At 27.2% G+C, this 21,074-nt stretch carries 27 protein-coding genes and 1 pseudogene; 8 read left to right on the top strand and 20 right to left on the bottom strand.

The window, feature by feature from the left end:
- Window positions 1–3: 3 nt before the first annotated feature.
- The 8 genes from QZ429_RS02595 to QZ429_RS02630 form a co-directional block, all read right to left on the bottom strand.
- Window positions 4–438, bottom strand: a complete 435-nt coding sequence (locus tag QZ429_RS02595) for a flagellar protein FlgN (protein ID WP_291950639.1) — start codon at window positions 436–438, stop codon at window positions 4–6.
- 42 nt (window positions 439–480) lie between these two features.
- On the bottom strand, window positions 481–687 hold the full coding sequence (locus tag QZ429_RS02600) for a flagellar biosynthesis anti-sigma factor FlgM (protein ID WP_291950643.1): 207 nt from the start codon (window positions 685–687) through the stop codon (window positions 481–483).
- Window positions 688–747: 60 nt separating this feature from the next.
- Window positions 748–1,113, bottom strand: a complete 366-nt coding sequence (locus QZ429_RS02605) for a rod-binding protein (protein WP_291950646.1) — start codon at window positions 1,111–1,113, stop codon at window positions 748–750.
- The gene (locus QZ429_RS02610; RefSeq protein ID WP_291950649.1) at window positions 1,113–2,159 is read right to left on the bottom strand and encodes a flagellar basal body P-ring protein FlgI; all 1,047 of its coding nucleotides are present in this window, start codon (window positions 2,157–2,159) and stop codon (window positions 1,113–1,115) included. The genes QZ429_RS02605 and QZ429_RS02610 overlap by 1 nt, the downstream gene beginning before the upstream one ends.
- A gap of 68 nt (window positions 2,160–2,227) precedes the next feature.
- Window positions 2,228–2,884 (bottom strand): RsmD family RNA methyltransferase, encoded by a 657-nt coding sequence (locus QZ429_RS02615; protein WP_291950652.1) that lies wholly within the window; start codon window positions 2,882–2,884, stop codon window positions 2,228–2,230.
- Between the two features lie 7 nt (window positions 2,885–2,891).
- Window positions 2,892–3,272, bottom strand: a complete 381-nt coding sequence (locus QZ429_RS02620) for a hypothetical protein (RefSeq protein ID WP_291950655.1) — start codon at window positions 3,270–3,272, stop codon at window positions 2,892–2,894.
- Window positions 3,269–3,964 (bottom strand): hypothetical protein, encoded by a 696-nt coding sequence (locus QZ429_RS02625; protein ID WP_291950658.1) that lies wholly within the window; start codon window positions 3,962–3,964, stop codon window positions 3,269–3,271. Before QZ429_RS02625 ends, QZ429_RS02620 begins: the two co-directional genes overlap by 4 nt.
- A gap of 11 nt (window positions 3,965–3,975) precedes the next feature.
- Complete coding sequence (locus tag QZ429_RS02630) at window positions 3,976–4,614, bottom strand: DUF5644 domain-containing protein (RefSeq protein ID WP_291950661.1); 639 nt, start codon at window positions 4,612–4,614, stop codon at window positions 3,976–3,978.
- Window positions 4,615–4,711: 97 nt separating this feature from the next.
- On the opposite strand from QZ429_RS02630, the gene QZ429_RS02635 reads away from it, so the two are divergent.
- From QZ429_RS02635 to fldA, 5 genes are all read left to right on the top strand, one after another.
- On the top strand, window positions 4,712–5,539 hold the full coding sequence (locus tag QZ429_RS02635) for a thiamine-phosphate kinase (protein ID WP_291950664.1): 828 nt from the start codon (window positions 4,712–4,714) through the stop codon (window positions 5,537–5,539).
- On the top strand, window positions 5,508–6,632 hold the full coding sequence (truD, locus tag QZ429_RS02640; RefSeq protein WP_291950721.1) for a tRNA pseudouridine(13) synthase TruD: 1,125 nt from the start codon (window positions 5,508–5,510) through the stop codon (window positions 6,630–6,632). Before QZ429_RS02635 ends, truD begins: the two co-directional genes overlap by 32 nt.
- A gap of 94 nt (window positions 6,633–6,726) precedes the next feature.
- Window positions 6,727–7,044: a DUF2325 domain-containing protein gene (locus QZ429_RS02645; RefSeq protein ID WP_291950667.1), complete on the top strand. Its 318-nt coding sequence runs from the start codon at window positions 6,727–6,729 to the stop codon at window positions 7,042–7,044.
- 2 nt (window positions 7,045–7,046) lie between these two features.
- Window positions 7,047–7,718, top strand: coding sequence for a hypothetical protein (locus tag QZ429_RS02650; RefSeq protein WP_291950670.1), 672 nt, complete (start codon window positions 7,047–7,049; stop codon window positions 7,716–7,718).
- 2 nt (window positions 7,719–7,720) lie between these two features.
- Window positions 7,721–8,212: a flavodoxin FldA gene (fldA, locus tag QZ429_RS02655; RefSeq protein ID WP_291950673.1), complete on the top strand. Its 492-nt coding sequence runs from the start codon at window positions 7,721–7,723 to the stop codon at window positions 8,210–8,212.
- A gap of 14 nt (window positions 8,213–8,226) precedes the next feature.
- On the opposite strand, the gene QZ429_RS02660 is transcribed toward fldA, so the two are convergent.
- From QZ429_RS02660 to gap, 8 genes are all read right to left on the bottom strand, one after another.
- Complete coding sequence (locus QZ429_RS02660; protein WP_291950675.1) at window positions 8,227–8,643, bottom strand: hypothetical protein; 417 nt, start codon at window positions 8,641–8,643, stop codon at window positions 8,227–8,229.
- The gene (locus QZ429_RS02665) at window positions 8,636–9,346 is read right to left on the bottom strand and encodes an EI24 domain-containing protein (RefSeq protein ID WP_291950678.1); all 711 of its coding nucleotides are present in this window, start codon (window positions 9,344–9,346) and stop codon (window positions 8,636–8,638) included. The genes QZ429_RS02660 and QZ429_RS02665 overlap by 8 nt, the downstream gene beginning before the upstream one ends.
- Window positions 9,343–10,035 (bottom strand): dUTP diphosphatase, encoded by a 693-nt coding sequence (locus QZ429_RS02670; protein ID WP_291950681.1) that lies wholly within the window; start codon window positions 10,033–10,035, stop codon window positions 9,343–9,345. Before QZ429_RS02670 ends, QZ429_RS02665 begins: the two co-directional genes overlap by 4 nt.
- A 14-nt stretch (window positions 10,036–10,049) precedes the next feature.
- Window positions 10,050–10,583, bottom strand: coding sequence for an ATP-binding protein (locus QZ429_RS02675; RefSeq protein ID WP_291950686.1), 534 nt, complete (start codon window positions 10,581–10,583; stop codon window positions 10,050–10,052).
- A gap of 117 nt (window positions 10,584–10,700) precedes the next feature.
- Complete coding sequence (locus QZ429_RS02680; RefSeq protein WP_291950689.1) at window positions 10,701–12,332, bottom strand: hydrogenase small subunit; 1,632 nt, start codon at window positions 12,330–12,332, stop codon at window positions 10,701–10,703.
- Window positions 12,319–13,017 (bottom strand): triose-phosphate isomerase, encoded by a 699-nt coding sequence (locus QZ429_RS02685; protein ID WP_291950692.1) that lies wholly within the window; start codon window positions 13,015–13,017, stop codon window positions 12,319–12,321. The genes QZ429_RS02680 and QZ429_RS02685 overlap by 14 nt, the downstream gene beginning before the upstream one ends.
- The gene (locus tag QZ429_RS02690; RefSeq protein WP_291950697.1) at window positions 13,014–14,219 is read right to left on the bottom strand and encodes a phosphoglycerate kinase; all 1,206 of its coding nucleotides are present in this window, start codon (window positions 14,217–14,219) and stop codon (window positions 13,014–13,016) included. The genes QZ429_RS02685 and QZ429_RS02690 overlap by 4 nt, the downstream gene beginning before the upstream one ends.
- Window positions 14,216–15,217 (bottom strand): type I glyceraldehyde-3-phosphate dehydrogenase, encoded by a 1,002-nt coding sequence (gene gap, locus QZ429_RS02695; protein ID WP_291950700.1) that lies wholly within the window; start codon window positions 15,215–15,217, stop codon window positions 14,216–14,218. The genes QZ429_RS02690 and gap overlap by 4 nt, the downstream gene beginning before the upstream one ends.
- Before the next feature lie 60 nt (window positions 15,218–15,277).
- Between gap and nadD the strand changes: the two genes are divergently transcribed.
- The gene (nadD, locus tag QZ429_RS02700; RefSeq protein WP_291950703.1) at window positions 15,278–15,823 is read left to right on the top strand and encodes a nicotinate (nicotinamide) nucleotide adenylyltransferase; all 546 of its coding nucleotides are present in this window, start codon (window positions 15,278–15,280) and stop codon (window positions 15,821–15,823) included.
- 13 nt (window positions 15,824–15,836) lie between these two features.
- On the top strand, window positions 15,837–16,172 hold the full coding sequence (rsfS, locus tag QZ429_RS02705) for a ribosome silencing factor (protein ID WP_291950706.1): 336 nt from the start codon (window positions 15,837–15,839) through the stop codon (window positions 16,170–16,172).
- Between the two features lie 30 nt (window positions 16,173–16,202).
- On the opposite strand, the gene QZ429_RS02710 is transcribed toward rsfS, so the two are convergent.
- Window positions 16,203–16,571 (bottom strand): HIT family protein, encoded by a 369-nt coding sequence (locus QZ429_RS02710; protein WP_291950709.1) that lies wholly within the window; start codon window positions 16,569–16,571, stop codon window positions 16,203–16,205.
- Between the two features lie 46 nt (window positions 16,572–16,617).
- The gene (gene fumC / locus QZ429_RS02715; RefSeq protein ID WP_291950712.1) at window positions 16,618–18,009 is read right to left on the bottom strand and encodes a class II fumarate hydratase; all 1,392 of its coding nucleotides are present in this window, start codon (window positions 18,007–18,009) and stop codon (window positions 16,618–16,620) included.
- A gap of 161 nt (window positions 18,010–18,170) precedes the next feature.
- Between fumC and QZ429_RS02720 the strand changes: the two genes are divergently transcribed.
- Window positions 18,171–18,929: a class I SAM-dependent methyltransferase gene (locus tag QZ429_RS02720; RefSeq protein ID WP_291950714.1), complete on the top strand. Its 759-nt coding sequence runs from the start codon at window positions 18,171–18,173 to the stop codon at window positions 18,927–18,929.
- Here the strand turns inward: QZ429_RS02720 and glmS are convergent.
- Window positions 18,916–20,715, bottom strand: coding sequence for a glutamine--fructose-6-phosphate transaminase (isomerizing) (gene glmS / locus QZ429_RS02725; protein WP_291950716.1), 1,800 nt, complete (start codon window positions 20,713–20,715; stop codon window positions 18,916–18,918). The two genes, QZ429_RS02720 and glmS, sit on opposite strands and share 14 nt — an antisense overlap.
- Before the next feature lie 3 nt (window positions 20,716–20,718).
- Window positions 20,719–21,074: pseudogene (locus QZ429_RS02730) on the bottom strand (nucleotidyltransferase); the annotation flags it as partial.

A 21,074-nucleotide genomic window follows, 5' to 3' on the forward strand; every position in this document is an offset into this window, starting at 1 on the left:
CTTTTAAACATTAATCTTAAATAATGAATCTGGAATTGTCTTTGAATCTCCATAAGCATTATTTGTTCCACTTTGATCAAACATAGTGTTTAAAAGATTGTCATAAAAATCTTTGATAATAAGAACTAATTTTGCATATTCTTTATTTTTTTGGTGTAAGGTATTTAAATTTTGTTTTAAAAGAGCAAGTTTTTCTTTATCCTCATTATCTAAAAGCTCGTCTAAACCTTTGTTGCTTCCATTGTTGCTTAAATCTATTAAAGCTTGATCGAGATTTTTTTTAGCAACTTGAAAATCATTAATAAATTTTGTTTTATTTTTTACACTTTCACTGACATTCTCGTGATTTGCAGCTTGAATATGCGCAATATCTTCGATGGTAAGATTGATAAGTTTATCTAAAATGAAATTTGTTTCGTCTAAATATTTTTTAACCATTGTTTATCCTTTTTTAGGCTATAAACCCAAAAAAGGATAAAATTATAATAAAGAATCTGCTATTGCACTTGATGTAGCTTGTAAATCTACCTTATACTCGCCATTTCTAATTTTAGTAGCAATTTGAGAAACTTTACTCTCTTCTGCCTTTTGAGTTTCTTTTGCCTTATTGTTTTCTTTATTCTCTGTTTTATTTAAATCATTAGTAGCAATTTGAGCTACATAATTTTGATATACAGGATTTATCATTTTAAGCCTCCAGTTCTATTGAAAAACTCTATGAACTATATCGGCACTTAAAAAAATAACTTAACCTCTTTCTTTTAAATAATCAAATAATAATTTTGAAAATCCTAACCCCCCACTTAAAGCTTTACTCATAGTGTCATTATACATAGATGAATAAATTTCACTACTAGCATCTTTTCCAAATAAAGAATTCTCTTGTTTTAAGGAGATATCTAAAACACTTTTAATTAAAAAAGCTTCAAAGGCATCTGTTTGCTCTTTTAAAGCTTTATCTTCATCATTAAGAGCTTGTATATGAGTGATATCATTTTTAAAAGCACTATTTGCATAGTTTCTAGCTGCTTGATAGCTATTATTATGTTTAGTTATATTCTCATAAAGTTCGCTACTATAATTTTTACTCGCTAAATAATTATCAACTTTCATTATATTATCTCCAAATCAGCACTAATTGCACCCGCTCTTTTTAAATTTTGCATAATAGCTATGATATCATTTGGGGTAGCGCCTAGTTTATTTAGCATTCTTGCAATATTAGCCACCGTTGTTTTGCTATTAGTTATTTTCAAGGTGTTAGAAACTGGATCAAGTATGCCACCATCTTTCATATCGATTTCATTTTGAGCCAATGTTGCATTGTTATTTGGATCTATTTTTATAGTAATATCTTTATGAGTTATCAATACTGGTTCAACTTCAATATTAACACCAGCTACCACAGTGCCAGTTCTTTCATCTATAATCACCTTAATTTCAGGTGTATAAGCTATATCTTGTTCTAAAACTCTAGCCATAAATTCAACATGAGAAAATTCCTCAGGTTTTATAAGTTTTATTGTTCTAGAATCTAAAGCTTTTGCAATATCTACACCAAAAACATTATTTAAAATTCTTTCTATATTGTTAGCTGTTTTAAAATTAGCATCTTTTAAGCTTAAAGTTAGATTATCATTTTGACTAAAATTTTGTTGAATTTCTCTTTCTACTACAGCACCATTCATAACATTTGCTGAGGTTGAGTGAGTTCCAGCTGATCCAGGTCTTGGACTTAGACCGCCTATGGCTAAAGATCCTTGTGCTACTGCATAAATTTCTCCATCAACTCCCTTTAAAGCAGTCATTAATAATGTTCCACCTTGAAGAGATTTTGCATCTCCTAAAGAAGCTACACTAACATCAATTTTATCACCACTTCTTGCAAAAGCAGGGAGTTTTGCTGTTACCATTACAGCGGCTGTATTTTTTGACTTAATATCATTAGGACTAATTTTTACATTCATACCTTGAAGCATATTTGATATAGATTGTAAAGTAAATTCACTACTAGTGCCATCACCGCTTCCATTTAGTCCAACAACTAAACCATATCCTATGAGTTGATTGTCTCTAACGCCAACGACATTTGCAAGTTCTTTAATCGTAGTTGCGTATAAACTTACGCTAAAAGCTATGAAAAATAATATGACTTTCATTGATTATTCCTTTAATCTATTGCTTTTTAGTTTAGATAAAAGCAAAAAAAGTTCCAATAATAATTTTATTACTTAAAAGTATAAAAACTTAAAGTTGTATTACCAAATTTTTTTTCTTTTATTTTATGAAAAAAGTTGATATTTTGTGGAGTTTTGAAGGTGCTATGATGTTCTAATATGATAATTTTAACATTTTTGCTTTGTATCATTTCTATCATTTTGAGTATTTTTTCATAAATATTAAAAAAACCCTCGCGAATATCAAAAGGAGGATCAAAATACAAAATAATTTCTTCTTTTGTGTCTTGTATAATTTGTGGAGTTTTTTTGAAGGTATCGTTGTTAAAACATATTGTGTTTTTATCAATATTTGAGGCATTTTTTAATGCTATTTCATAAGCTTTTTTATCTAATTCTATAGCATAACTTTTTAAACAACCATTGCTTCGTGCTTCAAGTGCCATTGAAGCACTTCCTCCAAAAGCTTCTATGAAAATTTTATTTTGTAATTGAAAACGCAAAACATTAAAAACGCAAGATTTTACTATATTTTTTGTGCTTCTTGTAGTTTTTAAATTAGGTAAAAGTATTTTTTTACCTTTAAATATACCACTTTCTATGCAAGAATATAATTTTTGAGATTTTTCTTGATTGAGATTAAATTTTTCTTTTATATAAGAATTTAAAGGCTCTTTTGTATTTTTAAGTATGTATTTTTTAGACATTAGTGGATTATTCTTGTAAAAGATTTTTTAAATCTTTTTTGTAAAAATCAAAAATCTCATCTATTTTTTTATGTGTTTGATTACGCAGTTGTTCTAATAATGTCTCACATTTTTGATTCATAATTTTCTTTTCGCGATAAGCAATTTTATAAGCCATATTTTGTAAGCTTGCATTAAATTCTTCTAAAGCTTGCAATAATTCTTTAGTGCTAAAAGGTATGCTTAAAAAAACAGAATGCTTACTGATGATAAATTGTGGTTTTTGAGAATGAATTTTTTCATCACAAACAATAAAATCACAATCCTTTTTCAAAACTAAATGTTCTTTTAAGATAAGCTCCAAGGTTTTTTCTAAGATTAAATCTTTGCATTCAAGGGAAATTTTCATTCTACTAAACTCACTTTTAAGGAATGTTTTTTTAAGGTATGTGGGATTATACCCAAAGTTAGATTTGCAAGTTCTGAAAAGGTTAAGATGTAAAAATCTTTAAAATTTCTTCCAGATGTAGCTTGTAATTCTTTAAAACATTTATCAAACATATAAAGAGCATAAAAATTTTCTACAACTAAAAAATCGCTTCCACTATCATAAGCATCTAAAACTATAGCAGCTGCCATTTTATAAGCTAATTGAGGATTTAGTGTTAAAAAACTATATCCACACGTTTTATATTTTCTTTCAAAATCTATAATATTAGCACGAAGAATTTTAGCTAATTGTAGTGAGGATTGTGCTTGAGATAAACCTTGATATATAGAAATATTAAATCCATCAAAATAATGTTTAATATGCTCTTGTTTTAAATTTTGAAGAAAAATATTAGGAGCGTATTGAATTTTTTCAATCCGACTTAGTATATCATAAGAACTAAATTCACACGCTAAAATCTTATCATCTTCATCCATCATCTTTTCGTATTCTTTTAATGCATCTTTAGGGCTGTAATCAATGATAAAATAATTATCTCCCAAAGGTTTTTTGCAAATTTGATTTTTTACTCCAATAAGCTCTAATGCATCTGCAATGATATCAAAACAATGAAATAGATCATTATTAGTATTAGTATAAATTTTATACATATTTTTCCCTTTTAAAACATAAGTCTTGCATAGCCAGCTTTAACAAGCAATATTTTTAATTCTTTAATATAAGCTTCATAGTCAGATTCATTAGATGAAATAAAATTTTTAAAACTCGTATGATAATAAATTCCTTTTTCTTCATCTGCAATTAATTTTAAGAAATAAGGAGTTTTTTCAGGATATTTTAAAAGCATTTTATAAGCAAATATAAAAAAACTATCACCTAGATATTGAGGTAAAAATTCTCTCACCTCACTAGTATAATATAAGAAATCATATTGTCTATAAAGTTCTATATCGTGAGTATCAACTAAATTTTCAAAAAGTTTAAATTTTTCATAAAAATCACTTTTGTCAATGATGAGATCTTTAATAGCTCTTTTAGTATCTAGTGGCTCTATGATTAATTCTGTTCCAAATTGCTCTATGATATTTTTTAAATTTCGTCTTTGTCTAATAGCAATCTGGTTGATCTTAATGCAACTTTCAGAATTATCTTCAAAATCAAAATATATATCATCTTTTTTAATTTGTAAAAGTAAGTCATAAACCCTTTGAAAATTATCACTTTCATAAATATATGGTTTATAATAAGCTAAATAATCACTATTTTTGTCAAAACGAAAAATTCTTAAAATTATTTTCATAATTATATCCTTGTATTATTTTGCATTATATACATTTTAAACTTATAAAAATTTGATTATTATAAAAAATTAAATTCATTTTGTATAGAATATTCTTATGGATAAAGAAAAATTTGTTATTAGTGCTTTTGCTAATTCTATTAACGGAGATGATGGTGCTGTCGTAGATGGTTATTGTTATTCTAAAGATCTATTTTGTGAGGATATCCATTTTAAAAGAACTTGGATGGATTTAAAACAAATAGGTGCTAAAGCTATGATTGTCAATATTTCTGATGCAATCGTTATGAATTCGATTCCAAAATATGCTCTATTAGGACTTTCTTTACCAAAAGATTTATCTTTAAATGATATAAAAAAAATACAACAAGGCTTATTGCAAGAAGCTAAAAATTTTAAAATACAAATTATAGGTGGTGATACCATAGCTGATAATAAAATTAATATCAGCATTACTATTATTTCTAAAGTCAATAAGAATCAAAAAGTAACATATCGAAAAGGTTTAAAAAAAGGTGATTTTTTAGCTTTTAGTGGAAAATTAGGAGATAGCATAAAGGGTTTAAGAATTTTACAAAGAGGTTCTTTGCTTCATTCTAAACATAGATTTATAAGACCTAGTTTAAGATCAAATTTTTTTTATGATATAGCTAAAAAAATAAATGCGAGTATGGATTTATCAGATGGTTTAAATAAAGATTTATCAAGAATGCTTGCTATTAATCGTTTAGGTATTAAATTTCTTAGAAAACTTAGTTTTTTTGAATTAAATAGTGCAGAAGAATATGAAATTTTATTTGCATTTAATAAAAAATACAAAGCCTATATAGAGAATATGGCTAAAAAACATAGAGTGAAAATAAATATTTTTGCAAAAACTAAATTAGGAAGGTATATGTATTATGGAAAAGAACACCATTTTTAAACCTCTTTATGCTTTAAATCATAGTCCTATAAATGTTTATTTTTCTAAAAATAGTAATGATTTTGTAGTAAGAGAAAAACCTTTATATGATTTTAGCGGTAAAGGAGAGCATCTTATCTTGCATATTCAAAAAAAAGATTTAAGCACAAGTGAAGCTTTGCGAATTTTAAGTGAGCAAACTGGTGTAAAAATGAGAGATTTTGGATATTGTGGTCTTAAAGATAAGCAAGGACTAACTACTCAATATATTTCAATGCCTAAAAAATTTGAAGGTAATTTAAAAAATTTTCAACATGAAAAAATGAAAATACTAGAAAATTTTATTCACGATAATAAACTTAGAATAGGTCATTTAAAAGGAAATTCCTTTTTTATAAGACTTAAAAAAGTTTCAAATATAGATGCGCTTAAAATCAAACAAGCTTTTGATACTCTTAAAAATCAAGGTTTTGCTAATTATTTTGGATATCAGCGTTTTGGAAAATTTCAAGATAATTTTTATCAAGGTTTAGAAATTTTAAGAGGAAAAAAAAATATAAAAAATAAAAAAATACAAGATTTTTTGATTTCTGCTTTTCAAAGCGAACTTTTTAATAAATATTTAAGCAAAAGAATAGAAATTTCTCGATTTATTGAAGAATTTAACGAAAAAGAAGTAAGAGAAATTTATATGCTTGATAAGCAAGAATATAAATCTTTAAAAGAACAAAAACAATTTTTTAAGCTTTTGCAAGGAGAAGTTTTAGGTCATTATCCTTTTGGAAAATGTTTTATTTGTGAGAATTTGCAAGATGAGTTAGAAAGATTTATGCAAAGAGATATTAGTGCTATGGGGCTTTTGTTGGGAATGAAAGCTTATGAGTGTCAAATAGGAAGCTTAGCACAGAAAATAGAGAGTGAAATTTTTTTAGATTTTTATGAATATAAAATTAAAATGCAAGGTTCAAGAAGATTTTTATGGTCTTATATGCAAGATTGTAAATACTACTATGATGAAGAAAAAGCACATTGTATTTTAGAGTTCTTTTTACAAAAAGGTTCATATGCAACGATTGTTTTAGAAGAAATTTTACATATTGATATACAAGGGTGAGATAAAATATATTAAAATTGATATTAAATATCAGTTTAAATTTATTTTTTTAAATTATAATAACCATTATCATTATTTAATACAAGGAAAAAAAATGTCAGTTTTGGTTATTGGTGCAGATGAGATCACCCCTATTAAAGCGGTTTTGACAAATTTAGGTGCAAAAGATATCCAACATTGGGATGCTAGAAATGAAAATAGAGTAAATAGAAAACCTATTCCTCAAAGCACGCAATGTATTGTAATGCTTACTAGTTTCTTAAATCACAATACTATGAAAAAAATTAAAACTGAAGCTAAAAAAAGAAATATACCTTTAGTGTGTGCTAAGCGTAGTGTAAGTTGTGTGTATTGTGAGTATTGTAAAGTTTTTGGGTTAGATCAAAAATATGAGTGTATCAATAAAGGATAAAAATGTTTGGATTTATTAAAAATCAACAGATTATTCCAAATATTTTTGAAAGTTATTCTCAAAATGAAATAAATTATATATTTTTAAATTTTTATAATGCGTTAAATGAAAGTGATATGAGAGTTCCTTATAAATATGCAAAAGTAGCTAAGAATTTAAAAGATATATTTAAATTATATATCCAAGATTTGCTTAAAAAAGATGATATTTTTAAACAATGTGCTCATTCTAAAGAAATTATTGCAATTTATAAGAAAAATGGATTTTGTGATAGTTTAAAATATAAAAATCCTAATTCAATTTCTGCAAAATTAATATTAAAAGTATTTTTTAAAGAACAATTTTTGATTGATCCTCAAATTGTTTTTGAGAATTTTGTTTTTGATAAAATTTGTAAAACTAATCCGCAACTAAAAATAGATATAAAAGATAACTTGTGTATAATAAATGATAAAATGGCTATTAATGCGAAATTTTATCAAGATGAGGAAAATGATATAAATCTTGCATTAAAAATCATTAGTAAAAATTCTTTTGATAAGTTTTATATTGTGTATCCAAGAAACAAGAACTTTACTCAATATAAACATATTAGACATTTTTTATGTGGAAATAATAATACTTTGTTAAAATTAGTTCCCTATACTATTAATAATCAAATTTTAAGGAGATGATGATGGCAGTAGCAGTGATTTTTGGGAGTTCTATGGGAAATACCGAGAGTGCAGCTGGTATGATTGCACAGAAATTAGGAATTTCTGATGTATTAAATATTGCAGATATTGATGCAGATAAAATTAATTCTTATGATAAATTAATTTGTGGAACTTCTACTTGGGGAAGCGGTGATTTGCAAGATGATTGGGATAGTTTTGACTTTTCAAAATTAAATCTTAATGGCAAAATAGTAGCAGTTTTTGGTATGGGAGATAGTGAAAGTTATTCAGATACGTATTGTGGTGCTATGGGAAAATTAGCTCAAGAATTAAAATCAGCTGGTGCAAATCTTGTTGGTGCTGTTTCTACTGGTGGATATACTTTTGAATCAAGCGATGCAGTAGAGGGTGATAAATTTGTAGGACTTGCCTTAGATAATGACAATCATGAAGATTTAACCGAGAGTAGAATTGATGCTTGGATTGAACAAATTAAACCTTCTTTTTCTTAAAAAATAAGATGTCTTTATTTTAGACATCTTTGGAATTCTAATTTTTTAGAAAGCAACATTTTATTGTCTGTATATTTAGCCCAATAAATTTCTAGAGCATAGATACTTGCACTTGTAAATTTTGCAAAGGTAAATTTATCAAAATACATTGTTTTTTGTTCATTATTTGCTTGTTTGAAATATGCCTTAGCTTGAATTCCTTTGATAAGATAAATTAGTTTATTATCATAGGCGATATTTACTGAGACATTAGGATACTTATGTGCAAGCTGTATATGCTTTGTATAATCATAGCTTGCAAAAATCAAAGCTAGATTTAGCATATCAAAGGCATAATAGCAACTTGCACAATACACTCCATTGCTATCATCTTGTATTCCTAAATGTAAAATTTTTTGAGATAAAATAAAATTTTGAATTTCTTTATGCATTTTGATTAGCTTGTAAGAATAAGATTTTTTGATAGAACAAATGAGTTAAAAAAATCACATAAAAAACTTGTAAAAATAATCCCAATAAAGGAACACTAGAGAGTAAAAAAAATATAAAAGTTGTTAATTTAAAATATAAAGGCGATGAATTTTTGAAAAATATTTTAAAATTTGTCTTATCTAAAATACAACTTCCTACATCAAGAATCAAAAATTTATGAAAAATATAATAAAACACACCATAGTAGATAACAATACTCACAAAGGGAATGATAAGCAAAAAAGTAGCTAAAATAAATAAAATAATCCCAACAAATAAAATCTTAAAAATTTTTAATAAAACTTCTAAGAAGTTTATTTCATTGTTTGTAGGATAATGGTAGTATTTGATATTGATTTTTTTTACAATGTAAGGCGTCAAAAAGGATATAATAATCATAGATATAAAAACAGAGGCAAAAATTACAATAAAAAATCCGCCTACAATACTTAAAAAAGCTAATGAGAACTGAACAATGCTAAAGCTAAAAAACCAAGATAGCCAAGAGTTATTAACAAAATCATCTAAATAATAAAAAAAAGTATTATAAGTATAAAAAACACACAAAGCCAAGAAGATTATACTAAATAATAAAGGTAAAAAAGCAAATTTTAAAAATGATTTATTCAAAAAGTCTCGTAAGCTTAGATAAAATATACTCATTGTATTTGCTGATAGATCTTTTGTAATTTTGTATAAATTTCTTCATATTTTAGTGTATCTTTTAAAATTTGATTTAAAACTTCATTATCTTCTATACCATTCCAGTTTTTTTTGTATGTTCCAGTTTTATAACCATTATCTTGTCTAAATTGATTTAAAACATTTTTTCCTATGTAAATTTTATGGAGATCAAAAAAATTTAATCCACATTTTTTTGCTAAGACAAAATATGCACTCAATAATTCACCTAAATCATAATCAAATCCACTGCATTTGTGTATAATAAGCTCAATATCGTTTAAAATTCCGTAAATATCGGCATCTTTTGGGATAGGATTTTCTTTGCAAAAATCATCAAAAAAACTTACAGATGAAACCTCTTCAGCTATAAAATCTTTATTAGTAATATTTTTTTCTTTATATTCTTCTAAGATCAAGCTCATAATAAAATGCCAGATATCTACAATTTCAATGCGAACATTATCCCAATTAGTAGGGGTGTTAATACTTTTCCAATGTTTCCAAGCAAAAGAATCAATAAGTTCAGCACATTCCATATAAATACATCTTCTAAAGCTAATTAGCTTACCTTCTTTCGTGTAGCCGTTTTCCCAATTTATACCATTAGTTTCATCGTTTAGTTTTTGCTGAAGTTCAAGCATATTTTTTAAAATATCTTTTGTATTCATATTATGCTATCCTTTTAGGCATAAAATCCAAATTCTTTATTATTTTCTTTTTCTTTATTATAATCTTTCCAAATTTCTTCTAATAATTTTGCACTATCTTGGAATATTTGTGTTTTAACATCTTTAAGATCGGTTTTATTCATTTCTTGTTTTAAACTCTTATCCATAGTATTAAGTAATTCGTGCAATGTAGCTTTTTTATGCTCTTCATTTTTAGCTTGAGGCAATACATCGGTAATACTCATTGCAGTAGTGATTAACTCTTTAGGTTTTAAACTTCCTACTCTAGAATTTTTCATAAATTCATCAATTTGAGGTTGGACTTTAGCAACAGCGTCTTTAATTTCTTTAATATCATCTTCTGATAATTTAGTTCCACTATATGAGAATGAAAATCCAAACTGACTCTTTAAACTTAGAGAAGTTGAGTTTCCTTCTTGTTTAAGTTTTGCTTCTTTTTCATCATACATTGAAAATGAAAGCTGATTTCCACTTTTTGTTTTAATATCCATTGAAAAATTTTGAGAGTTTAAGCTTGAAATTTGCATAGTTTAATCCTTTTAAATTAATATCAAGGTTAAATCGACAAAACAATAAAATATTCAATACTACTGCAAGGTTTTTTATCTTATAAATATTTAAAAAATTATCTGCTGTGATATTTTTTAAATAATTGTGAGTTCCCAAAATATTTTTTGTAATTTTTCATTATTTGTGCATAAAAATACTTTTTCCTTTTGATGTATATCTTTGCACGCTTTTAAGGCTTGTTTTAAATGATCTTTTATAGAAAAAATCAACCCATAAGCAATAGCCCTTTCATCTAATCCACCTAACATATAAATTAAAAGCATACGTAGCGATTTTGTAACATCGATTTTAGCTTGTTCGTTTATAGTGGTTTTAAAATCAAATTTACTAGGATGTTTAAATTTATAAGATAAAGCAAGATCTAAAAATTCATCTATAGAGGTTAATTTTTTACCGCATATAAAAGGATAAGTAAAATAAAATAAATCTAATATATTTTTGCTTATATAACTTTCTTCATTATAATTTTCTTGTATAAAATCATAATAATTTTTAAATTGTTGTTGATAATTTTGCACTAAATTCATTGTTATTTTAGTTTTAGCAAAAGTATTTAAAAAAATTTTAGGATTGCTTTCAAAGCTAAAATCTAAGAAAGTGCTTTTTTGATTATTTTGATAAAAAATTTGAGTAGAATCAGCAAAATCTAATAAAATATTTTTTTCATTTAAATTATTCGATGTAGTATGAATTTTTTGCATATTTTGCAAAATATTAGAAAAATCTTTATAAGCATAATCATTATTCATAGGTTTTTCATACAAGCCAAAATCGTCCCAAAAGTTATTTTCACTACAGGCAATGCATCCGTGTCCTGCTGCTACTGGCCAAGATGTTTTAGCATTAAATTTAGTTTTTGGGCAGTTATTGTAAGCATAAGGCCCTTTGCAACCAACTTTAAATAAACAATAACCTTGTTTAATATTTTCATCATTAAAACTTTGAGCAAAATTTCCTGCCTCAAATTTAGCTTTTCTTTCGCATAAATCGTGCAAGCATTTACCATAAAGTGATAAAGGTCTATTTTGATCATCTAATGGTGGTTCTTGTTCAAATAAAATATAAAAACAAAGTGCTGCAATAATATTAATATCACTTGGCGGGCAACCTGGAATATTAATAACCTTTTCTTCTAAAACCTTAGAAATTCCCTCGCTTTTAGTTGGATTAGGTTCTGCTGCTTGTATTCCACCATAACTAGAGCAAGTTCCCATAGCAAAAATAGCTTTAGCTTTCATTGCACATTTTTTTAAAATTTCATAGCCATTTTCTCCATGGGCTCCTATAGTTAAATAAAAAGGATTAATAGCACAAACACCACCTTCTACTGCTAAAATAAAATCTTTTTTTTCTAAAATATAATTTAAGTGCGTTTCTGCTTGATGCCCACTTGAATTCATAAATGTCTCATGATATTCTAAAGAAATAAAATCAAAGATTAAATCTACAAAATCAGGCAATGAGGTTCTAAGCAAGCTTTCACTACATCCTGTGCATTCGCTTAAATGTAGCCATATTAAACTAGGTGGAGTGTGGAGTTGAAAGTATCTATGTGCTAGCACAATAAAATCATTAGGCAACCCTAGTATTTTAATGATAGAACTTATAGATTCTAAAGAAATATCTCTTTCTTCTTTTTGTGAATTTTCTAAAAGTGTAATTTTACGTTCAAGTATAGATTTTAATATATCATTATTTAAATGCATTTTTGTATCCTTTTGCTACTTGTATCATTTGCAAAAAATCACTTGCTTTTAATGCGGCCGAACCTACTAAAACTCCATCACAATTTTTTAAAGAGCAGATGGATTGGATATTGTTTTGATTAACACTTCCTCCATATAAAAGTTTGATATTACCATAGTGCTTTAAAAAATCAAGAATCATATCAATATCGCAAAGATCAGCACTAACTCCTGTCCCTATAGAATAAATTGGTTCGTATGCTATGATGAGTTTTTCATAGTTTAAATCTATATTTTCGATTTGTTTTTTTAAAAAATCTAAACTCTTTTTTGCTTGTTTTGTTTCTAAACTTTCTCCTATGCAATAAATAATGTTATATGATAGATTTTTAGCAAAATCAAATTTAGTTCTTAAAAATTTTTCATCTTCGCCTAGAATTCTTCTTTCAGAGTGTCCTATTAAGACACTTTTTATATTAAATTCTTCTAAATGTTCTTGTCCAATTTCTCCTGTATATGCACCATTTTTACAAGGATAAAAATTTTGCGCACCCTGATGAAAATTTAATTTTTGCATTAAAAATGAAGTATTTGAAGGAAAAATAAAAATTTCATCTTCAGTATTTTGATATGCATTAATTTCTTGAGCATAGGATTTAAAACTAGTTCTTGTATGGTTGCATTTTAAATTTGCAGCAAAAATCATTCATTATCCTTTAGCATTAAAGGTTTTATTCCAGGAAGTTCTTTGCCTTCTATAAGCTCTAAAGAAGCTCCTCCTCCTGTTGAAATGAAAGTCATTTCATCAGCATCTCCTGCTCTTGCAACAACATCGGCTGTATCTCCACCACCAATAACAGTCGTAGCATGTGATTCGCTAATATAATGACTCATTTTAACACTACCTTTTGAAAATTTATCTATTTCAAAAACACCCATAGGTCCATTCCACCATATAGTTTGTGCATCAGAAATAGCCTCTTTAAATAATCTTACGCTAGCAGGTCCTATATCAAGCCCCATCCAGCCTATTGGAATTTCTTGAATAGGAACATATTTCATTACTGCTTCTTGTGAGCAAGTTTGAGCAGCTGTTACATCTACTGGCAAATAAATCTTAACTCCTAAATTTTTACCTTTAAGTAATATTTTATTTGCTTCTTCTATCAATTCTTCTTCTAAAAGAGAATTTCCTATATCATAACCTTGTGCTTTTAAAAATGTAAAAGCCATACCACCGCCTATAATGAGCTTATCAACTTTTGGTAGTAAATTAGTTAGAGCTTGTAATTTACCACTTACTTTTGATCCTCCTACAACTGCTACAAAAGGACGTGCTGGGTGTTTAATGAGATTGCTTGCAAATTCTATTTCTTTTTGTAATAAAAATCCAGCACCCTTACAAGAGTTATCAAAAAAATTAGTGATAGCTTCTACACTTGCGTGAGCCCTATGACACACGCCAAAAGCATCATTAATATAAATATCAGCCATTGAAGCAAGTTTTTTAGCTAAATTTTCATCATTTTTTGTTTCGCCTTTTTCAAAACGCAAATTTTCTAAAAGTAAGATTTCGCCTTTTTTTAATTCAGAAGATTTTTTAATAGCATCTTCGCCTATAACATCTTTTGCCATTATGACTTCTTTAGACATTAATCTAGCAAGTCTTTTAGCAACAGGATCTAAAGAATACTTAGAAGCTATTTCTTTTGGGCGTCCTAAATGTGAAGCTAAAATTACACTGCAACCATTATCTAAGCAATATCTTATTGTCGGAATAGCTGATCTTATGCGACGATCATCAGTGATATTTAAAAATTCATCTTGAGGCACGTTAAAATCACATCTTATAAAGATTTTTTTATCAGCAAGATTTATGTCCTTAATTGATAAAATATTATTACTCATTTTAAACCTTTGCTTATAAATACTGCCATATCTACTAAGCGAGAAGAATAACCCCATTCGTTATCATACCAAGCAACAATTTTTACAAAATCATCACAAATTACTTGAGTTAAATCACTTGCCACAATTGCACCATAAGGACAAGTGATAAAATCACTAGAAACTCTTTCTTCATCATCTACATGTAAAATACCTCTTAAATTATCATTTGCAGCTTTTCTAAAAGTTTCATTGATTTTTTCTTTACTTACTTTTTGTTTTAAAGTTATGGTTAAATCTACCATTGATACATCAGCTATTGGCACTCGCATACTTTGTCCATGTAATTTTCCATCAAGTTCTGGCATAACAAGTTTCATAGCTTTAGCTGCTCCTGTTGATGTTGGAATAATATTTTGTGCAGCAGCTCGCGATCTTCTTTTGTCTCTTGCTTTTGCATCAATAATACTTTGTCCATTAGTATAAGCGTGAATAGTAGTCATTAAGCCTTTTTCTATACCAAAATTATCTTGTAAAACTCTACAAATTGGTCCTAAGCAATTAGTGGTGCAACTTGCATTAGAGATAATAGCTTCACCTTTATAATTATGTGCATTTACTCCTAGAACATAAGTTGGAGTTTTATCTTTTGCAGGAGCACTCATAATAACCTTTTGAATTCCATACTCTAAAAATTCTTGACATTTTTCTAAAGTTAAATGAGCACCGGTGCATTCTAAAACAATTTGTGCTCCATATTTTGAAAAATCTAAATCTGCAATATTTCTACTTTTTAAAACTTTTATTTTTTTATTATCAATAATTAAGTCATTTCCTTCATTTGTGATATTGCCCTCATATACTCCGTGGATAGTATCGTATTTAAAAAGGTATTTAGTAAGTTCTATATCAGTAGTATCATTTATCGCCACAAGTTCGATATCATCGCGTTTCATAATAATTCTTGCAACACATCTTCCAATGCGTCCAAAACCATTTATTGCAACTTTTACAGCCATTTTCATTTCCTTTTTATGATTAAATCGCTAAGATTTTACTAAAAAAAGGTTAAAAATTTAATGAAAATTGCACTTTTTGGTGGTAGTTTTGATCCACCGCATTTAGGACATAATGCAGTTGTGTTAAATGCTTTAGATAATTTAGATATTGATAAATTGATAATTATGCCTACTTTTATTAATCCTTTTAAAAATAGTTTTACAGCTAGTGAAACTAAACGTTTAGAATGGGTAAAAAAGCTTTGGGAGGATTTAGTTAAAGTTGAAATTTCTGATTTTGAAATAAAAAAACAAAGACCAGTTCCTAGCATAGAAAGTGTTGATTTTTTGTATGAAAAATATCAAATAAAAAAATTTTATCTTATTTTAGGTGCTGATCATTTACAAACACTGCACAAATGGCACGAGTATGATCGTTTAGAGAAAATGGTTGAATTTGTAATTGCAAGAAGAGAGGATATTTTTATACCAAAAAGATTCATAACTTTAGACACTAGAGTTGATATTTCTTCTTCTTTTATTAGAAAAACATTACAAACAACACAAGTTTGTGAGCAAATCAAAGAGGAAGTTAAGCTTTATTATTCTAAATTTAAAGATAAATAAATTAAGGAAACATATGGAAGAAAGAATTAGTAATATAGTTAAGATTTTAGATGATAAAAAAGCTGATTTTGTAGAAACTTTTGATATGCAAAATAAAGATTATTTTGTTAAATTTGTAATTATTGCCACCACTATGGGAGAAAGACACGCACTCTCTTTGCTTGATGATTTAAAAACTAATCTCAAAAATAAAGGAGAAGAATTTTTAAATATAGAAAGTAGCGAAGAATGGACAGCTATTGATTTAGGAGATATTTTGATTCATTTAATGAGTGAAAATTATAGACAAAAATACAACATAGAAGAATTTTTAAAAACACTAAATGAGCAAAACGATTATAAAAATTAATTTTAGTAAAAAATTATAAAATTAAATTATTTATATTTTTATAAGTTTTTGATTTAATATCTGTATAAATCCGTCAAAATTTGGAAGATTTAGATCTTTAACTTCTCTTTGTTGTTTTCCCCATATACTTTCAGGAAAAAAAGCATCATTTTTAAACCTTGCCATAATATGAAAATGAACTCTAGGGACATAATTTGCAAAGGAAGCAATATTAATTTTTTCAGGTTGATAGTATTCTTTTAAACTAAGTTCAGTAGCTAAAATAAATTTAAAAAGCATATTTTGCACAAAATCAGGACAATCACTTAATTCTTTATATGCTTTTTTAGTAAAAATTTTTACCCATGGAATTTGAGATTTCTCTCTTTCTATAAATAAAATATCATTTTCATATATCATTTTTTATTCCTTAAATATAGACTAGAATTTTCTAGTCTATAAATTTTTATTTTTTAGGCCCTATCATCTTGCTAGGATCTACAAATTTATCAAAATCTTCTTTATTTATTAAATTCAATTCTATAGCACTTTCTTTTAAAGAAATACCTTTTTTATGGGCATTTTTTGCAACTTTTGCAGCATTTTCATAGCCTATATGAGGATTTAAAGCAGTAACTAACATTAAAGAATTATGTAGATTGTGATTGATTTTTTCTTTATTTGGCTTTATACCCATTGCACAATGAATATTAAATGAATGCATAGCATCAGCTAGTAAATTTAGACTTTGTAAAAAATTGTAAATAATTACAGGTTTAAAAACATTAAGTTCGAAATTTCCTTGACTTGCTGCAAAACCAATGGTAGCATCATTTCCCATTACTTGCACTGCGACCATAGTTAAAGCTTCGCATTGAGTAGGATTAACTTTTCCAGGCATAATAGAACTTCCAGGTTCATTTTCTGGAATGATTAATTCTCCAAGACCACATCTAGGACCAGAAGCAAGCCATCTAATATCATTAGCTATTTTCATTAAATTTGCTGCTAAACCTTTCATAGCTCCGTGAGTAAAATTAATAGCATCGTGGCTAGTTAAAGAATGAAATTTATTTGGACTTGCAATAAATTTAGTATTTAAAAGTTTGCTTAATTCTTCACTGACTTTTTCACCTAATTCTGGATGAGCATTAAGTCCTGTTCCAACTGCAGTGCCACCTATTGCAAGCTCTCTTAATGTCGATAAAGAGGCATTTATTTGTTCTTTTGAGTGTGTTAGCATAGATAAATAGCCACTAAATTCTTGAGCTAAAGTTAATGGGGTTGCATCTTGAAGATGAGTTCTTCCTATTTTGATGATACCTTCAAATTCTTTTACTTTCTTTTCAAAGGTTGTAATTAATTCATCAAGAGCTGGCATAAGCTTTTTTTCTATTTGTTCAACCGAAACAATACTCATAGCAGTTGGAAAAGTATCATTTGAGCTTTGACTCATATTTACATGATCGTTTGGATGAATGAGTTTTTCTTTTCTAAAATCTCCACCTATAATTTCTGTAGCACGATTTGCTATAACTTCATTCATATTCATATTGCTTTGAGTCCCTGAACCAGTTTGCCAGATAGCTAGAGGAAAATTATCATCAAATTTTCCTGCTATGATTTCATCGCAAGCTTGAACGATAGCATCTTTTTTTATATCATCTAATTTTCCAAGCCTATTATTTACTAATGCTAATGATTTTTTTAAATTTGCAAAAGCATAAATTAATACTTTTGGCATTTTTTCAATACCAATTTTAAAATTTTCAAAGCTTCTTTCAGTTTGCGCACCCCAATATTTATCATTAGGAACTTTAATTTCTCCCATAGTATCACGTTCAATTCTATATTCCATGATTATTCCTTAATTTTGAATTTATTTATAGATAATTATTAAAGTTATCACGTATTTGCTTAATTTACAATTTAATTATTTTTTGATATCATCAGTAAATTTTGATAAAGGTTATAAATGAAACATAAAATAAAAAAGTGTATTGAAATTATGATAAAAAAATGGGGGGGGTAGATGAAGTTAATCATAAATTAGATAATATCAATAATAAACTTAACCAATTAGATGAAATTAATCATAAATTGGATAATATCAATAATAAGCTTAATCAATTAGATTATCATCAAAACTACACAAAAACATTGCTACTTAATTTTTTTAAAAATGATTTTAATATCCTTTTTGATACTATTTATCAAACCGATACTTGGGGAAATGGATCTGGTCCAGGTTCTAGCGTAGAAATTACCAAAGAATATATTCAATTTTTACATACTTTTTTTCAAAAAAATAATATTAAAAGCATTGTCGATGTAGGGTGTGGCGATTGGCAGTTTTCAAAAAATATTAATTTTGATAATATCTCATATACTGGATACGATGTAGCTTCTTATGTGATAGAAAAAAATATACAAAAATATCAAAAAGAGAATATTAAATTTATTTTATATGATGGAAATTTTGATTATATCCAGCCGGCTGATTTGCTTATTTGTAAAGATGTACTTCAGCATTTGCCAAATAGCAAGATTTTAGATTTTCTTGCTATTCTTCCGCGTTTTAAATATGCTCTTATTGTAAATGACATTGGCGATAAAGTAAATGAAGATATTTTAACTTCTGATTATAGAGCAATTGATATCACTAAAGAGCCTTTTAATCTTAATGCAAAAAAAGTATTTAGTATCAATAGAATGCCAAGTATGCCAGATATTTATGTAATGCTTTGGGAGAATTCAAAATACCTTACTCCACAGTAACACTTTTTGCCAAATTCCTTGGCATATCTACATCATTACCTAATCTTATGGAAACTTCTAATGCTAAAAGTTGTAAAATAATCATCATTTCAAAAAATTCACACATATAGTGTTCTTGATTTGAAGTTTTGATAAAGTCATCACTTAAATCAAAATTTATAGGAGAAATAGCAAGTAAAGTAGAATCTCTAGCTGCAAGCTCTTCGACATTTGATTTTGTTTTTTCATAAAGACAATTTTTTGGCATTAACGCCACTGTAAAAAGTTCGCTATCTGCTAAAGCTATAGGACCATGCTTCATTTCTCCAGCAGGATATCCTTCTGCGTGCAAATAAGAAATTTCTTTTAATTTTAAAGCTCCTTCTAAGGCTAAAGGATAAAACACATCTCTTCCTATAAAGAAAAATCCGTGTCCGTGTAAATATCTTTTTGAAATCCTATGAATTTTTTCATGTAAATTTTGATTTACTTTTACTACATTTGGCAAACTTCTTAAAGCTTTAATTTCATTACTCATATCAAATTTAGCTTTTTGTGCTAGATAAATAGCAAACATCCACAAGGTAGCAACTTGAGTAGCAAAAGCCTTAGTTGATGCTACGCCTTTTTCAATCCCAGCTCTTGTAAGTAAAGAGATATCAGCTAGACGCACAATATTGGAATTATCTACATTACATATTGCTAAAGTTTTAACACCCTTAGCTTTTACTATTTTTAAAGCTTCAAGTGTATCAGCAGTTTCTCCACTTTGGGATATAACAATAAAAAGTGTGTTTTTTCCTATAACAGCTTCTTTGTATCTAAATTCACTAGCAACTTCAACTTTAGTTTTAATTTTTGCTAATCTTTCAAGTAAATAAGCTCCGCTTAATGCTGCATGGTAACTAGTGCCACAAGCACAAAGGACAATTTCTTCTATATTTTCTAAAATTTTATCATCAATGTCTTCAAAAATGATTTCATCACCTTGTAAGCGACCCATTAATACTTCAGTTAAAACTCTATTTTGTTCATAAATTTCTTTTTCCATAAAAAATCTATAGCCATCTTTTTGTGCAAAACTTTTATCTTGATTTAAAGTAACGAAAGTAGGTTGTATATGTGTATGTTGGTGATATAATTTACATTCTTTTAGATTTACAAAGCCATAATCCCCATCATCAAGATAAGCTACTTTATCTACTAAAGATACTAAAGGGGCATCACTTGAAGCAAAATAATACTCATTCTCATCGTTGTTTTTACCTATAATCAAAGGCACAGCATTCTTAGCAAAATAAATAGTATCTGGATCTTTTTTACTAATTAATAATATAGCATAAGCTCCATTTAATTCTTGAATTGTTTTTTTAAATGCCTCAAAAGGTGGCAAATTCATTGCATAATATTCAAACAAATGCACGATCACTTCGGTATCTGTTTGACTTAAGAAATTAACGCCTTCTTTGTTAAGTTTATCTTTTAACTCTTGATAATTTTCTATAATTCCATTATGTATTACACAAGAGTATTGCCCTAAATGAGGGTGAGCATTAATTTCTGTTGGTTTGCCGTGTGTTGCCCAGCGTGTATGCCCTATAGCTAAACCAAAACCATCACTGCTAAATTGATTTATTTTGTGAGCTAGATTGTCTAATTTTCCTACCGATTTAAAAAAATCAAGTTTTCCATTCTTCATCACGGCTATACCAGAACTATCATAGCCTCTATATTCTAACTCTTTTAATCCATCAAGAATAATTTTTTTCTTTTCTTTATTTCCTATATATCCTACAATTCCACACATTTTTTACTCACTTATTAGTAATTTTAAAATTTTTTCTTTATATTTTTGCAAATTCTCATCTTTGTGCAAGATCAAAATATTTCTAGTTCTTTCCCTTATAGTTTGAATTTTTGCCGCACTTAAAGTTGTATTATAGTTTGTTAATACTTCCACTACATAAGCCATTAAGCCTTTTTGATCTTTTGTATTTAAATTCAACTTAGCATAATTTTTAGAATAATCCATATCTAATTTTAATTCATCTTTTTTAATATTTGGTTTTTTTATTTTTTTTGTGTTTTTATGTGCAAGTTTAAAATTCAATAAATTTTTAAAATTTTCTTTTTGTTCATCACTTACAATATCAGAATATTCAAATT

The organism is Campylobacter sp. (assembly GCF_020024835.1).
GTDB lineage: Bacteria > Campylobacterota > Campylobacteria > Campylobacterales > Campylobacteraceae > Campylobacter_D.

What these genes read in the sequence shown, in the direction of transcription:
- QZ429_RS02690 (WP_291950697.1), bottom strand. Translation starts at nt 14,219, where the DNA reads ATGAGTAATAATATTTTATCAATTAAGGACATAAATCTTGCTGATAAA.
- QZ429_RS02645 (WP_291950667.1), top strand. Translation starts at nt 6,727, where the DNA reads ATGTCAGTTTTGGTTATTGGTGCAGATGAGATCACCCCTATTAAAGCG.
- QZ429_RS02670 (WP_291950681.1), bottom strand. Translation starts at nt 10,035, where the DNA reads ATGAATACAAAAGATATTTTAAAAAATATGCTTGAACTTCAGCAAAAA.
- QZ429_RS02620 (WP_291950655.1), bottom strand. Translation starts at nt 3,272, where the DNA reads ATGAAAATTTCCCTTGAATGCAAAGATTTAATCTTAGAAAAAACCTTG.
- QZ429_RS02630 (WP_291950661.1), bottom strand. Translation starts at nt 4,614, where the DNA reads ATGAAAATAATTTTAAGAATTTTTCGTTTTGACAAAAATAGTGATTAT.
- QZ429_RS02680 (WP_291950689.1), bottom strand. Translation starts at nt 12,332, where the DNA reads ATGCATTTAAATAATGATATATTAAAATCTATACTTGAACGTAAAATT.
- QZ429_RS02610 (WP_291950649.1), bottom strand. Translation starts at nt 2,159, where the DNA reads ATGAAAGTCATATTATTTTTCATAGCTTTTAGCGTAAGTTTATACGCA.
- QZ429_RS02625 (WP_291950658.1), bottom strand. Translation starts at nt 3,964, where the DNA reads ATGTATAAAATTTATACTAATACTAATAATGATCTATTTCATTGTTTT.
- QZ429_RS02710 (WP_291950709.1), bottom strand. Translation starts at nt 16,571, where the DNA reads ATGATATATGAAAATGATATTTTATTTATAGAAAGAGAGAAATCTCAA.
- fumC (WP_291950712.1), bottom strand. Translation starts at nt 18,009, where the DNA reads ATGGAATATAGAATTGAACGTGATACTATGGGAGAAATTAAAGTTCCT.
- QZ429_RS02660 (WP_291950675.1), bottom strand. Translation starts at nt 8,643, where the DNA reads ATGCATAAAGAAATTCAAAATTTTATTTTATCTCAAAAAATTTTACAT.
- QZ429_RS02720 (WP_291950714.1), top strand. Translation starts at nt 18,171, where the DNA reads ATGGGGGGGGTAGATGAAGTTAATCATAAATTAGATAATATCAATAAT.
- QZ429_RS02665 (WP_291950678.1), bottom strand. Translation starts at nt 9,346, where the DNA reads ATGAGTATATTTTATCTAAGCTTACGAGACTTTTTGAATAAATCATTT.
- QZ429_RS02675 (WP_291950686.1), bottom strand. Translation starts at nt 10,583, where the DNA reads ATGCAAATTTCAAGCTTAAACTCTCAAAATTTTTCAATGGATATTAAA.
- nadD (WP_291950703.1), top strand. Translation starts at nt 15,278, where the DNA reads ATGAAAATTGCACTTTTTGGTGGTAGTTTTGATCCACCGCATTTAGGA.
- glmS (WP_291950716.1), bottom strand. Translation starts at nt 20,715, where the DNA reads ATGTGTGGAATTGTAGGATATATAGGAAATAAAGAAAAGAAAAAAATT.
- QZ429_RS02635 (WP_291950664.1), top strand. Translation starts at nt 4,712, where the DNA reads ATGGATAAAGAAAAATTTGTTATTAGTGCTTTTGCTAATTCTATTAAC.
- fldA (WP_291950673.1), top strand. Translation starts at nt 7,721, where the DNA reads ATGGCAGTAGCAGTGATTTTTGGGAGTTCTATGGGAAATACCGAGAGT.
- QZ429_RS02600 (WP_291950643.1), bottom strand. Translation starts at nt 687, where the DNA reads ATGATAAATCCTGTATATCAAAATTATGTAGCTCAAATTGCTACTAAT.
- rsfS (WP_291950706.1), top strand. Translation starts at nt 15,837, where the DNA reads ATGGAAGAAAGAATTAGTAATATAGTTAAGATTTTAGATGATAAAAAA.
- QZ429_RS02595 (WP_291950639.1), bottom strand. Translation starts at nt 438, where the DNA reads ATGGTTAAAAAATATTTAGACGAAACAAATTTCATTTTAGATAAACTT.
- QZ429_RS02650 (WP_291950670.1), top strand. Translation starts at nt 7,047, where the DNA reads ATGTTTGGATTTATTAAAAATCAACAGATTATTCCAAATATTTTTGAA.
- QZ429_RS02685 (WP_291950692.1), bottom strand. Translation starts at nt 13,017, where the DNA reads ATGATTTTTGCTGCAAATTTAAAATGCAACCATACAAGAACTAGTTTT.
- gap (WP_291950700.1), bottom strand. Translation starts at nt 15,217, where the DNA reads ATGGCTGTAAAAGTTGCAATAAATGGTTTTGGACGCATTGGAAGATGT.
- QZ429_RS02605 (WP_291950646.1), bottom strand. Translation starts at nt 1,113, where the DNA reads ATGAAAGTTGATAATTATTTAGCGAGTAAAAATTATAGTAGCGAACTT.
- QZ429_RS02615 (WP_291950652.1), bottom strand. Translation starts at nt 2,884, where the DNA reads ATGTCTAAAAAATACATACTTAAAAATACAAAAGAGCCTTTAAATTCT.